We start from the raw sequence: 12,722 nt of genomic DNA on the forward strand, positions 1-12,722 counted from the left end.
GATGGTAGTTAAAAACTTCCAAAGAGGTGACCTATGTATTGGAAATTTGTGCGAAATGATGTGGCAAAGAGCAAGCTTATAGCAGGTATCACGATACTGTTTGTGGCAGCTGCTGCTATGCTTGTCACGCTCTCGGCAATGCTCATTGTCCATTTAACAAGTGCGATGGAAACGATGATGGAGCAAGCAGAAACGTCTCATTTTCTACAGATGCATGCAGGCAAAATTGATCAAGCACGACTCACTGAGTTTGCGGAACGTGATGAACGTGTAGACGAATTTCAGGTCAATGAATTTCTCAATGTAGATGGGGCCAAGATCCATATTGCTGGCACCACACTAGCGCATAGTGTACAGGACAATGGCTTTAGTACGCAAAGTGAGAAATTCGATTATTTACTGGACCTGGATGGTCATGTAATTGAAGTGGCGAATGGCGATATTTATGTGCCAATAGGCTATTGGAAGGATGGGACAGCCAAACTGGGTGACACCGTGATTGTTCAAGATAAGCACTTGACGATTGCAGGATTTTTACGAGATTCACAAATGAATGCTATGCTGGCCTCTTCAAAACGCTTTCTTGTCAGTGAACAGGACTATGCAGCCATCAAGGGAGCGGGCACGGTTGAATATTTGATTGAATTTCGGTTAAACGATTTGGCTGAATTAAAAGATTTTGAAGAAGCCTACACACGTGCAGGGTTAGAAGCGAATGGACCATCCATTACGTTGCCGCTCTTCAAAATGCTAAATGCACTATCGGATGGGCTAATGATTGCTGTCATTTTATTAATCAGCCTTCTTGTAGTATTCATTGCTTTTATGTGTATTCGTTTTACATTACTCACGAAGATGGAAGAGGATTATCGCGAAATTGGTGTCATGAAAGCGATTGGCATTCGTGTTGCGGATATTCAAAAGATGTATTTTGCCAAATATGCTGTGATCACGGTAATAGGCTGTATGCTAGGGTTTGCTAGCTCTTTCTTGCTTCGAAATAGGCTACTTGAAAATATCCGTTTGTTCATGGGGGAAACGGGCAATACCTCACTGATTTGGCTGTTCATCTTCATCGGGCTATTGCTCGTATTTATCGTGATAATGGGCTATGTACAATCTGTTCTGAAACAATTTCGCAAGCTATCAGCCACTCAGGCGTTGCGTTTTGGTACAACACAAGGAAAAACACAGCATACAAAATGGTTGAACCTCAGCTCAAATAAAAGACTTCCCATTAATCTCTTTCTTGGGGTGAAGGATGTCCTGTCACGGAAAAGGCTGTATGCCACTATGCTGGTCGTCTTACTCCTGGCAACATTTATCATCATTGTACCTCATAATTTACACAATACAATTGCCGCCAAAAGCTTTATGACGTATATGGGCATTGGCAATAGTGATATTCGAATAGATGTCCCACAAAGCAAGCAAACTGCCCAGCAGGTGGCAGCTGTCATTAAGACATTAGAACAAGACAAAGCAATCGAGCATTATAGTGTGTTGACGACAAAAAAATTCACGACAATGGCTGATGATGGCTCGGAAGCAAGCTTAAAAATAGAGCTGGGCGACCATACCATTTTCCCAGTAGAATATGCACATGGCAGGGCACCAATTGCCCACAATGAAATCGCGCTTTCTGTGCTAAATGCTGAAGAGCTTCACAAAAAGGTTGGCGATGCTATGTCATTGATCATTCATGGAGAAGTGAAGGATTTGACTGTTAGCGGCATTTATTCTGATATTACGAATGGTGGCAAGACAGCAAAGGCAGCTTTCTTTGACCATTCTACAGAAAGTATGTGGAGTGTCATCTATGGAACGATGTCTAAGCCATCGCAGGTCGAGGAGAAGCGAAAGGAATATGCAGAAACATTTTCTTTTGCAAAGGTCTCAGGCATTGATGATTATATCAACCAAACCTTTAGCACGACCATCCATGCCATTGAAAAAGCATCTCGTGCAGCACTTGCCATAGCCCTCTTGCTGTGTTTGCTCGTCACGCTGTTATTTATGAACATGCTAATGGCGAAGGATCAAACATCTATCGCTATTATGAAGGCATTAGGCTTTACCAACAGAGATATCGCTACACAATATGCGGCTCGAGCCGTGTTTGTTTTACTATTGGCTATAACAATGGGGACGTTCCTCGCCAACACGCTAGGTGAGCTTGTGACAAGTACGGTTATCGCATCATTTGGTGCGGCTTCATTTAAGTTTACGATTCAACCTCTAGCGGCCTATGTTTTTTGCCCATTAGCGCTCACAAGCGTTGTTCTGCTAGCTACACTCATAGGTACGTCCAGGGCGGGGCATGTCAAAATGATGGACCATATAAAGGAGTAGAACCTTATGAAACTAGTGAGTGGTAAGCAAATAGCAAAGTCATTTCAGGTCGGCGATGAACAGTATAATGTGTTAATGAATATTTCCGTTACAATAAATAAAGGGGAGTTCGTTGCCATTATGGGGCCCTCTGGCTGTGGGAAATCGACACTCTTGTATGCACTTAGTGGGATGGACACTATCGATCATGGGCAAGTGATCTTTGATGGCATGGATTTAGCCTCACTTCGTGACAATGAGCTTGCGGATTTGCGCAGAACAAGAATGGGCTTTGTGTTTCAGCAGCCGACCTTTCTAAAAAACTTAAATATCCTTGATAATATTTTGTTACCTGCGATGCGTGATCAACGAAAAAATGTGAGCATCTTAACAGACAAAGCGCTGTCCATCATGGAAAAAATGGGAATTGCGGACTTAGCAAAGCGAGATTTGACACAAGTTTCTGGCGGACAATTGCAACGAGCAGGCATCTGTCGTGCATTGATTAGCGATCCTCTAATGATTTTTGGAGATGAACCAACAGGTGCTCTGAATTCAACATCTGCACAGGAAATCATGGATTTATTCACTGTCATCAATAGCGAGGGTACAACGATCATGCTTGTGACACATGACCCGAAAATTGCTGCCAGAACGGAGCGTATTCTCTTTATGTGTGATGGAGCCATCGTAAATGAGCTACGATTGCCCACCTTTACAGGCATAGATTTAGACGATAGAATGGCCAAAGTAGTGGGTACTATGCGAGAAATAGGTATTTAAATAGATGAGAATCCGTAATGATTAAAAAATTACGGATTTTTTTGTGAAAATTGAATCGTAATGGCAGTGGCGTCCGTCAGTAGTGTAGAAAGAAGGTGAGAGCAATGATGGATATTGAACAGATAATCGAGGAGCATGGTGATTACTTGCTAAAGGTCGCCTATCTATATGTGAAAAATAAGACGACAGCAGAAGACATTGTGCAGGATGTGTTCATCGCCTTTTATCAAAAGCAGGAACAGTTTCGCCAGGAAGCATCATTGCGTACATATTTAGTGAAAATGACGGTTAATCGAAGTCATGATTATTTACGGAGTTGGAAAAGCAAACGGCTGACACTGTTTGAAAAGATTACAGGGCGCACGACAACGGTCACACCTGAAAAGGAGATGCTAGAGAAATCCGTCAAAAAAGAGCTAATGGAGGCATTGTTTACGTTATCAGTCACCTATCGAGAGGTCTTGATTTTGTATTATTTTGAGGAGATGACGACTGTGGAAATTGCCCAGCTCGTGCATTGTCCAGAAGCAACAATTCGTACAAGACTACAGCGAGCCCGTAAACAGCTGGCAGCAGCAATGGGTGACTTTGATTGGGAGGGGCTACGTCATGAATCAATTTAAAGAGGATTTGCTTAAGGAGCTACAGGATGTCAAGCTCTCACAACAGCGCAAGCAATTAATCGCTGACAAAGCGCGACGACAAGGGCAACGTAAAACAGGAGGGGAATGGACATATCGTCTCGTGCTGGCAACCTTTACTGTTTTCGTCATTGGTTTTAGCTATATTTTGACACAGCAAAAGGAACAGCGTACCACAGGACAGCAAGCAGCTAGTACATCATCAGATACATGGCACTGGTGGTCCCTTTTTGACTCCGATTATGTAAGAGGCATGTTATTGCTTGGTATATTTATCGGAGCAACTTTTATTGTCAAGCGTTTGTTAGTGAAAAAAGGATATGGCCTACCTGTTTGTATTGAATGTGGGGAGAGCTGGTCTGAGAAAGATGCACGTAAGTTGTATCGCAAAAATGGTGAAATTGTGTGCCCTCATTGTGGACAAAAACAATATCGCACAAAAAAATCCATTCAAATCAGTGGTGTGATGACGATGCCAGTGCCGTTATTGATTATGCTGCAGCATGTTTTCCAACATTTTGTTATCGGACTTATTTTCTTTTTAGTGGGCATGTTCTTTTATCATCATCAAATTGCGCCATATGTGTTTAAGCTGCAAGAAAAAGATCCAATGAATGAACCTTTATGGTAATCATTTTGAAAGGAAATTACTATTGTAATCTAGCAATTTCCTTTTTTATTCGAAAATAGATTGACAATGGTTTTTATTTGCTTTATCTTTGTGTTAACTTATTTTAATTATTGGTTAACGCAAAAGGGGAGGCTTTTTACATTGAAAAAAGGAAGTACATATCAATACGTGTTAGCAGCATTTGGAGCTGCGATTATCGCCGTTCTAGCACAAGTAACGATTCCACTACCACTTATTCCGATTACAGGACAAACTTTAGCGGTTGGAATTGTCGTAACCATTTTAGGGACAAGATTAGGGACGATATCTGTCCTGCTTTATATACTATTAGGCGCAGTAGGTTTACCTGTATTTAGTGGGATGTCAGGCGGACTCGGGATTTTAGTTGGTCCAACAGGTGGATATATCGTCGGTTTCCTTGTCACAGCGATTATTATGGGCTTATACTTAGATCAATTTGGTATTACATTTGTTCACGCTATTATTGCGAATATTATTGGCATGATCATCACATTAGCGTTCGGAACAGTGTGGTTAAAAATTGTAGCAGAATACACGTGGACAGCTGCCTTTATGGGTGGTGTTGCACCATTTATCGTAGTGGGGATCGTCAAAGCGGTACTTGCAGCGTGGATTGGTGTCATTGTCCGTCGTCGCTTAGAGAGCGCACATTTAATTGAAGCAACAGCATAGGACATGGGAGGAATTGTTTTGGCAACATTATGGACAGGTGGCAAGATTTACACGATGGCTCAGGTTGGTGAAACAGTGGAAGCAGTCCTTGTAGAAGATGGAAAAATTGTGGCGACAGGCTCAGTGGAGAGCTTGTCGCCACTAGCTGCTTCTATCCAACATTTAGAGGGCAAGACCATGTACCCTGGTTTTGTAGACAGTCATTTACATATTATTGGCTACGGTGAAAAGCTCAAGCATATTGATGTCTCAGCAGTTACCAGTAAAGAGGCATTACTCAAGAAGCTTCAAGAGCGAATGTCCAAGGCCACGGCACAGGAATGGGTCATTGCAATCGGGCTAAATGAAAACCAATTTGATGAACCGATTTTGCCGACATTAGCGGAGCTGGATGCACTTGGAGAAGCCTATTTAATCATTAAACGGAGCTGTCATCATTTGATCTTAGCCAATACTAAGGCACTCACTTTTGCAGGAATTACACATGATACCCCTTCACCAGAGGGCGGTGTCATTGACAAAGTCGACGGTCAGCTCACAGGTGTACTAAAGGACGCAGCATTGTATTTAATTGTCAACCATATGCCGCATATTACACCTGCGTATATCGAGGATGCTTTGGCAAAAGCGGTGGCCTCGCTTCAATCCTATGGTTTAGTAGGAGGGCATTCTGAGGACTTAAGCTATTACGGACCACCAAGCCAACCGATTCTGGCTTATCGTAAAATCGTGGAGGCACAGCAATCCTTTAAAGTTCATTTATTACAGCATCATACGGTCTTTGAAGCGGTCGCAAAAATGGATTTAGCCCCATCACCATTTTTAGAGTTTGGCGCTATGAAAATTTTTATTGACGGAGCCTTTGGCGGTCGCACGGCGGCGCTACGTCAACCGTATAGTGATGACCCTAACAATGCTGGGATGCTCATTCATACAACAGAGCAATTAACAACCTATGTTCAGCTTGCTCGTCAGTACGGACAAACTGTGGCCGTGCATACGATTGGAGATTTAGCAATAGCAACGATTTTAGACGTTTTTGCGGCCTATCCGCCGCAGGATGGTCAGTTTGATCGCGTGATTCACTGTAGCTTAGTTGATGATGAACTATTAGCCAGACTAGCTACTTTACCTGTTGCGGTAGATATGCAGCCGCAATTTGTACAGGGAGAATATCAAGCAGAGTTATCGAGACTTGGAGAGGCGCGCGCTCAAGGCTTACATCCTTTAAAGTCCCTTCTTGACCGAGGGCTGATTGTGGCAGGGGGCAGTGACGCCCCGATTGAGGTTCCCAATCCGCTACAAGGCATTTACGCTGCTGTCACAAGAAGAAATATTGGCGAAAGCCATGAGGGCTATAATCCGCAGGAGAAAATTTCACGGTTTGAGGCCGTCCATCTGTATACCGTAGGAGCAGCCGAAATAATCGGTCAGTCACATAAACGTGGCAAAATTGCAGCAGGCTATGCAGCCGATTTTACGGTTTTACAGGAGGATCTTTTTACTGTAGATATTGAACAACTACCACATATACAAGTAGCTTGTACGGTGGTGGATGGGAAGATGGTATATGAAAATCGCTGTGAAGGATAACCTTTGCAGCGATTTTTTCTCGGTCTATTGTTTGTCAGCAAAATTTTTTACTTGCTGCTCTAAGCTCGATACACGTTTTGTTAAGTCCTCTACTTGCTGTTGCATGGTTGGTGGAGGAGGCACAGGGACGGTTGACTTCATTTTTTTAATCATATGAATCATCACGAAAAAGATAGCTAGAAACATACATAAAAGAACAGTTGTACTAATGATATCGCCAAGAGTGAATTTCATGTTTGCGCTCCTTTCTCTAGTGGGTATCTAGTTATATACTGGATAGCAACATGAAAAGTTTCAAAAAAATGGAGAAAGTCACGATAAATACACAAATCTTCTCTTACTTTGATGCATAGGATACTTGAACAAATTGCTATTTTAGCGGCTTTCAGTACTGTGCTATAGCTATTTGAACATACGTTAGAAGAGAGCTATTCTAACAGCATGACAGGGGTGAGTACGTGCACAAGGCAGGACAAGTAATGCGACAGGCTGTCCACAATATTTATGCGTATCGGTTAGATTATGTACAAGTTTTCGCATTGATTAGAATTTTTCAGTTTTTATTGATAATCCCTGTAACCTCGATCGTCTTGAAGCTCATGCTCCGAGTAACAGGGTATACACATATTACTGAGCAAAATTGGCAAAGCTTTGTGGCGCATCCCTTTGTCATCATGATGATTTGTCTATTAATTTTGCTGTTTTTATTATTTGTTTATTATGAAATGGGCTTCCTCTTTCTCATGGCCTTTCATCAGCAAAGGGGGATGCGCTATCGCTTTCTTCCTTTATGGCAGCAATTGAATCGAAAAGTTATTTATTTTTTTAGTGTCCAAGTCTTATTTTTAATTGTCTATCTTGCCCTATTAATGCCATTAGCTTCCTTTATGCTACCACTTACCTTAACGCAATCCGTTTCTCTGCCACATTTTTTAACAGACGAAATAATGAGCAGTCGAGCTGGTAGGCTAGCATATGCTGCGGTGGCAAGCATCGTAGTGATGATTGGCATTCGTAGTATTTTAACGTTACCAATTTTTACAATTCAGCCCAACATCTCGATTCTACGTTCCTTTAAGCAAAGCTGGCGTTTTTCTAAACGAGGTTTATTTGAACTGTTAGTATTATTAGCGATGCTTTTAACAGGTCATTTGCTAATGATGCTAGGAATAACGGTCATCAGTACGTTTCCGCTCTATTTAATAGAGCGCATAATGCCGAGCGCAGCATTGGTCACAGCGGGGCTTACACTTGCCTTGTTGGAAATGGTCTTTGTAGTGCTATTTAGTTTATTACAGGCTATGTTTTCACAAGTCATGGTTGCCATTACGTATAACACGCCAGTGCTAGGCAAAGTCAGAGTGGCTACCAAGAGACAGCGACGCTATAAGCCATTACTATTGATCAGTTTCATCGTTTTTATCGTATTAAGTATGATGAACATCAATTCTTTAGAGAAAAGTGTTTATGCCCCAGATACTAAAATTATTGCCCATCGAGGCTATGTTGCAGGTAATGTAGAAAATACGATTAGCGGGTTAGTAAATGCAGCGAATGCGGGGGCAGATTTAATTGAAATCGATATTCAGCAAACCGTAGATGGTGAATTTGTTGTCTTTCATGATCGAACATTAAGACGGCTAGCCGGTAAAAATGGTGTCATTGCGAATATGACCCTAAGTGAACTAAAGTCATTAACCATTCACCAAAATGGCTATAGCGATAAAATTGCATCTTTAGAGGATTGTATCGAAATTGCCAAAGCGTTAGATGTGGCGTTATTAATCGAATTAAAGGTGCACGGCCAAGAAACGGAAGATGTTTTACCTAAATTAGTTGAGAAGCTACGTCAATACAAGGTGCTGGATTCCTACTATGTGCAATCCGCTGATGTACAGAAAATGGCGCAATTAAAAAAATTGGTGCCCAATTTGCGAGTGGGCATTGTCTATGCACTCAACATCGGACCAATGGAGGAAAATGTTGATTTTATCGCATTAGAAGAATCCTGGGTAACCGAGCAGCTGATTGAGGAATTAAAGCAGCACCCAACTGACTTATTTGTTTGGACACTCAATGACGACCGTTCCTTGCAAACCTTTATTGAAAAAAACGTCAGCGGCGTCATCACCGACCACCCCGACGTCGCCCGCGAGCTAAGAGCACAACAAAGCGAACATCAATACTTCTTACAGCGCATCCTCAATCGACTGCGATTTATCTTTTGAGGAAGCGAAGTGAACGTTCGCGAGCGAAGTGAATACTCGCGGAGGAAGTGTGAATACTCGCGGAAGGAGAGTGAATACTCGCGGAAGGAGAGTGAATACTCGCGGAAGGAGAGTGAATACTCGCGGAAGGAGAGTGAATACTCGCGGAAGGAAGGTGAATACTCGCGGAAGGAGAGTGAATACTCGCGGAAGGAGAGTGAATACTCGCGGAAGGCAAGCGAATACTCGCGAAAGTAAAGCGAACATCCAGATGCCCTCAAATCAAAGCGAACAACATAAGCGTTTCATCATATGCAACCGTTCAAGAGCAGTGTGACTTCGCTGAAAATAAAAAAATCGGTCAGATTGTAACCTTTTTCATGCAGAGGCGACTACTTCTATGAATTCGAGATATGAAGGAGATGCTTTTTTATGAAAATGACGAAAGTCGTACCATTTGCTATGTCAGCATTATTATTAGGGGGCGCGATTGGAGCTCCAACTGCATCAGCTAACGAAGGTGAGGCTGTGGTGACGAACGCAGAAACTACGGAGCAACAAGTGCAGCCGACTTTTATTAAAGTAACGGGTACAGTGGAGAATGTAGATGTTCGTGAAAACGGAACGTCCTATACAGTAATGGACGGTGACAATACGAACATTGTCATCGCTAATAAAGAGTCATTCATTTTCGATAATACAGGAAAAGAAGTCAAGCTTCAAAAAGGGGATAAGGTGTCGGCTTACTCTTATGCGAAAAAACCTATGCTTGCAATTTATCCACCGCAGTATAACCCAGAAGTAATTATTGTTGAAACAGAAGCAATGGGTAGCGTGGAAGTTGATTTCTTCGATAAAAATTTAATCGATACAGACAACAACTTAAAATTAAATGTTGGAGAAGATACTAAATTAGTAAGTGCTTCTGGTAAAGATGTAAAATTGGATGATTTAAAAGAGCAGCATTTAGCCGTGTTCTACACAATTGCTACGATGAGTATTCCTGCTCAAACACCACCTTCTAAAGTCATCGTGTTGGACACGATCGAGAAGGAAGAACCAGTTGAAGTAGATCCAGAGCCAACTCCTGAACCAGCACCATCGAATCCAGCTGTTCAAGAAATCATCAAGAAAGACTTTTATGAAGTAGAAGGGACGAAAATGGTGCCACTACGATTAATCGCAGAAGAACTTGGCTTTAAAGTAGAAGTTACGCCAAAAGGTGCTATTGTTTCGAAAGGTGCCGTTTCCTATACCATTACTCGTGGTCAAAAGGAATATGGCTATAATAAAGCGCTTCGCCAATTTAAAGTAGCGCCCGCTTTATTAGAAGCTGGCAAAACATATGTACCTGTTGAATTAGCAGAAGAACTAATGAAATAATGACATTGAAGTATCTGGCAATTCGCTGGGTACTTCTTTTTTTATTTCCTTCTAATGGAAAATTCAGTACAATGAAAAAGAAAAGTCGAAGCATAAAGGAGAACGTTATGAAGCAAGCACTCATTATTATTGATATCCAAGAGGCTTTCTTTTTGGATAGCCAACAAAATCTATGGAATGATGAAACGATTATTAAAAATATCAATACGGTAATCACATGGGCACGTCATAACGAAGTCCCAATTATTTTTATTCAACATACAGAGGCCAATGATGTTGATTTTGCAATGGGTCAGCCAGGGTGGGAGCTGTATCATGGACTGCTTAGACAGGCACAAGATAAAGTGATTCAAAAAACAACTTGGGATGCTTTTTATCAAACGGATCTTGCACAATATTTGAACGAACAGCACATCGATCAGTTGATTTTCGCAGGTGCTCAAACAGAGTTTTGTCTTGATACGACGATTCGCAGCGCGTTTAGTCATGGCTACCATCATAATATTTTAGTCGAAGATGCACATAGCACCTTACATAGTCAAGTACTCGCAGCACCTCAGATTATTCAGCATCACGAATCCGTATGGCGTAATCGCTTTGTAAAAATTCAGCCAGTTGAGGAGTTCCCAAATGCTCATTGACCAAAAAGCGTTTCATATAAAAGAGCTAGACTATATTATTCGCTGTGCACAACTTGAGGATGCTCAAGCTTTATCGGATTTGCGCCTGCAATTGGACGGTGAAACAGAAAACTTCGACCGAGAGCAGGGGGAGGCATTGATCGATCAAGCGGGCTTCGAGCAGCTTATTCAGCAGGATACAGCAAGTCCGAAAAATCTGTGTTTAGTAGCGGTTGTAGGTGATCAAATCGTTGGGTACTCCAGATGTGAGGGATCTCCATTAAAGAGACTTGCCCATAAAGTAACATTTGGCGTCGGTGTTAGGAAGGCTTTTTGGGGCTATGGTATTGGAAAAGCTCTACTACAAGTATCTATTGATTGGGCAGATGCCAATGGTGTACGGAAAATGGCATTAGAAGTGCTAGAAACGAATGAAAAAGCTATACAGCTCTATGAAAAATGGGGCTTTACAGTAGAAGGTATTTTGAAAAATGATAAATGCCTTGCAGATGGTAAGTACTATCACACAATCATAATGGGTAGATGGCAACCCTAGTTAAGAAGGAACAGATATGACCAATTTTATGTATATTTTTTGTTTAATTGTCTGGGGACTTAATTTTATTGCAGTAAAGATTCAAGGAACCCCAGTCAGTCTAGAATTATCTTTAACCTATCGTTTAGTTATAACTGCTTTTTTATTTGGCCTACTTGCTTGGTTGATGAAACCACAGGGGAAGCCGCAGCAGCACGATTTTCCATTTATTATCGTCTTTGGTATTTGTAATTTTGCCTTCAGTTATTTAGCTCTATACTATGCGACGATGTTGAGCTCCGCTGCGATTGTCACTTTAATTTTTTCATTAAAAGTAATTTTAACGCCCATTGCTCTTCGAATATTTCTTAAAGAACCATTACATCGTCGCGTTTTAATCGGTGGTATTTTAGGGGTAATCGGTGTTGGGGTATTAATCTATCCCACTTTACATAGTTTTTCAGGTTTGGCTGATTTAAAAGGGGTCCTAATTGCTTTACTCGGTACTGTTCTAACAGCAATCGGGGATGCAAGCTCTGCAAGAAATGCAAAGCGCCAGATTGACCCCATTTATGCCAATGCCATTGGTTTTACAGTCGGCAGTGTAGTCATGTGTGGTATTGTCTGGATACAAGGACAAAAAATCGTCTTGCCTACATCCATTACCTATTTATCAGCCCTACTGTATTTAACGATCATCGCATCATTTCTTGCCTGGCTATTTTATTTAAAGCTAGTAGAAAAAATTGGCGGGGCGAAGAGTGGCTACATGGTTGCGTTGTTCCCTGTGATTGGCGGGATTGCTTCTGTTGTCATAGGGGAATCTACGCTTAATCTGTATTTAATCATAGGCTGCCTCTCTAGCTGTATAGGAGCTGCAATTGCCTTAGGCTTTCAATTTAAGCCTTTTTTACGAGGAACGAAAACCTCCTCCCCTTCATAAAATAGAGAAGAACGCTTGAAAAGGGTGAGGACAAAATGTCATTCGTTCAATCGAGTACAATGGCAAGTAGCAGAGAAAAAGAAGAGGATCATTGGGACATTGACCGTTGGGAAAATGATGGTGGCAGAAGTTTGCAGACGTAAGGGGGACGAAAATTTGTCTCCCTTATAAAATGTTGAAACCTTTTTTCGTGTTGCTCGTATGATTAAGTAGACAAGTTTTAATAGCAGATTTGAAAAAAGGGAGAAATATTTTTTGAACCATTGAACAAAACGATTATTATTCATTATTTATTTGATTGTCATTGCGGATGCATATTACACAACACTGTATATTGAACAAAAAACACCACCGCAATATCA

The 12,722-nt window shown here is 41.5% G+C and carries 12 protein-coding genes; 11 read left to right on the forward strand and 1 reads right to left on the reverse strand.

Translation table 11 applies throughout. The annotated features are described in order from the left end of the window. Positions 1–33: 33 nt before the first annotated feature. From MKY46_RS09250 to MKY46_RS09275, 6 genes are all read left to right on the forward strand, one after another. Positions 34–2,352 (forward strand): ABC transporter permease, encoded by a 2,319-nt coding sequence (locus MKY46_RS09250; protein WP_340833996.1) that lies wholly within the window; start codon positions 34–36, stop codon positions 2,350–2,352. A 6-nt stretch (positions 2,353–2,358) separates the two neighbouring features. Then, positions 2,359–3,114 carry an ABC transporter ATP-binding protein gene (locus MKY46_RS09255; RefSeq protein WP_036117290.1) on the forward strand — a complete coding sequence of 252 codons (756 nt, stop codon included), beginning with the start codon at positions 2,359–2,361 and terminating at the stop codon, positions 3,112–3,114. A gap of 104 nt (positions 3,115–3,218) precedes the next feature. Continuing rightward, a complete protein-coding gene (locus tag MKY46_RS09260) occupies positions 3,219–3,737 on the forward strand; it encodes a sigma-70 family RNA polymerase sigma factor (protein ID WP_036117292.1) in 519 nt (172 codons plus the stop codon). Further along, a complete protein-coding gene (locus MKY46_RS09265) occupies positions 3,724–4,386 on the forward strand; it encodes a TIGR04104 family putative zinc finger protein (RefSeq protein WP_036117294.1) in 663 nt (220 codons plus the stop codon). The genes MKY46_RS09260 and MKY46_RS09265 overlap by 14 nt, the downstream gene beginning before the upstream one ends. A gap of 141 nt (positions 4,387–4,527) precedes the next feature. After that, positions 4,528–5,079: a biotin transporter BioY gene (locus MKY46_RS09270; protein WP_036117296.1), complete on the forward strand. Its 552-nt coding sequence runs from the start codon at positions 4,528–4,530 to the stop codon at positions 5,077–5,079. Positions 5,080–5,097: 18 nt separating this feature from the next. Beyond that, positions 5,098–6,672 (forward strand): amidohydrolase, encoded by a 1,575-nt coding sequence (locus MKY46_RS09275; protein WP_340833999.1) that lies wholly within the window; start codon positions 5,098–5,100, stop codon positions 6,670–6,672. 24 nt (positions 6,673–6,696) lie between these two features. Here the strand turns inward: MKY46_RS09275 and MKY46_RS09280 are convergent, their stop codons facing one another. After that, positions 6,697–6,906, reverse strand: coding sequence for a hypothetical protein (locus MKY46_RS09280; RefSeq protein WP_089932408.1), 210 nt, complete (start codon positions 6,904–6,906; stop codon positions 6,697–6,699). 224 nt (positions 6,907–7,130) lie between these two features. Between MKY46_RS09280 and MKY46_RS09285 the strand changes: the two genes are divergently transcribed. The 5 genes from MKY46_RS09285 to MKY46_RS09305 all read left to right on the forward strand — a co-directional run bounded on the left by MKY46_RS09285 (position 7,131) and on the right by MKY46_RS09305 (position 12,360). Next, the gene (locus MKY46_RS09285; protein WP_058843713.1) at positions 7,131–8,900 is read left to right on the forward strand and encodes a glycerophosphoryl diester phosphodiesterase membrane domain-containing protein; all 1,770 of its coding nucleotides are present in this window, start codon (positions 7,131–7,133) and stop codon (positions 8,898–8,900) included. Between the two features lie 411 nt (positions 8,901–9,311). After that, positions 9,312–10,262 carry a stalk domain-containing protein gene (locus MKY46_RS09290; RefSeq protein WP_051891755.1) on the forward strand — a complete coding sequence of 317 codons (951 nt, stop codon included), beginning with the start codon at positions 9,312–9,314 and terminating at the stop codon, positions 10,260–10,262. A 107-nt stretch (positions 10,263–10,369) separates the two neighbouring features. Further along, entirely contained in the window at positions 10,370–10,903 is a 534-nt protein-coding gene (locus tag MKY46_RS09295; protein ID WP_340834001.1) for a cysteine hydrolase family protein, read from the forward strand. Then, entirely contained in the window at positions 10,893–11,438 is a 546-nt protein-coding gene (locus MKY46_RS09300; RefSeq protein WP_340834003.1) for a GNAT family N-acetyltransferase, read from the forward strand. Before MKY46_RS09295 ends, MKY46_RS09300 begins: the two co-directional genes overlap by 11 nt. A 16-nt stretch (positions 11,439–11,454) precedes the next feature. Further along, positions 11,455–12,360 carry a DMT family transporter gene (locus MKY46_RS09305; RefSeq protein ID WP_340834004.1) on the forward strand — a complete coding sequence of 302 codons (906 nt, stop codon included), beginning with the start codon at positions 11,455–11,457 and terminating at the stop codon, positions 12,358–12,360. Positions 12,361–12,722 lie beyond the last annotated feature (362 nt).

This window comes from Lysinibacillus sp. FSL M8-0355, from assembly GCF_038008985.1.
In the GTDB taxonomy this organism is placed as follows: domain Bacteria; phylum Bacillota; class Bacilli; order Bacillales_A; family Planococcaceae; genus Lysinibacillus; species Lysinibacillus fusiformis_D.

Coding starts and splice junctions, on each gene's coding strand:
- MKY46_RS09250 (WP_340833996.1), top strand. CDS start 34: ATGTATTGGAAATTTGTGCGAAATGATGTGGCAAAGAGCAAGCTTATA.
- MKY46_RS09255 (WP_036117290.1), top strand. CDS start 2,359: ATGAAACTAGTGAGTGGTAAGCAAATAGCAAAGTCATTTCAGGTCGGC.
- MKY46_RS09260 (WP_036117292.1), top strand. CDS start 3,219: ATGATGGATATTGAACAGATAATCGAGGAGCATGGTGATTACTTGCTA.
- MKY46_RS09265 (WP_036117294.1), top strand. CDS start 3,724: ATGAATCAATTTAAAGAGGATTTGCTTAAGGAGCTACAGGATGTCAAG.
- MKY46_RS09280 (WP_089932408.1), bottom strand. CDS start 6,906: ATGAAATTCACTCTTGGCGATATCATTAGTACAACTGTTCTTTTATGT.
- MKY46_RS09290 (WP_051891755.1), top strand. CDS start 9,312: ATGAAAATGACGAAAGTCGTACCATTTGCTATGTCAGCATTATTATTA.
- MKY46_RS09295 (WP_340834001.1), top strand. CDS start 10,370: ATGAAGCAAGCACTCATTATTATTGATATCCAAGAGGCTTTCTTTTTG.
- MKY46_RS09300 (WP_340834003.1), top strand. CDS start 10,893: ATGCTCATTGACCAAAAAGCGTTTCATATAAAAGAGCTAGACTATATT.
- MKY46_RS09305 (WP_340834004.1), top strand. CDS start 11,455: ATGACCAATTTTATGTATATTTTTTGTTTAATTGTCTGGGGACTTAAT.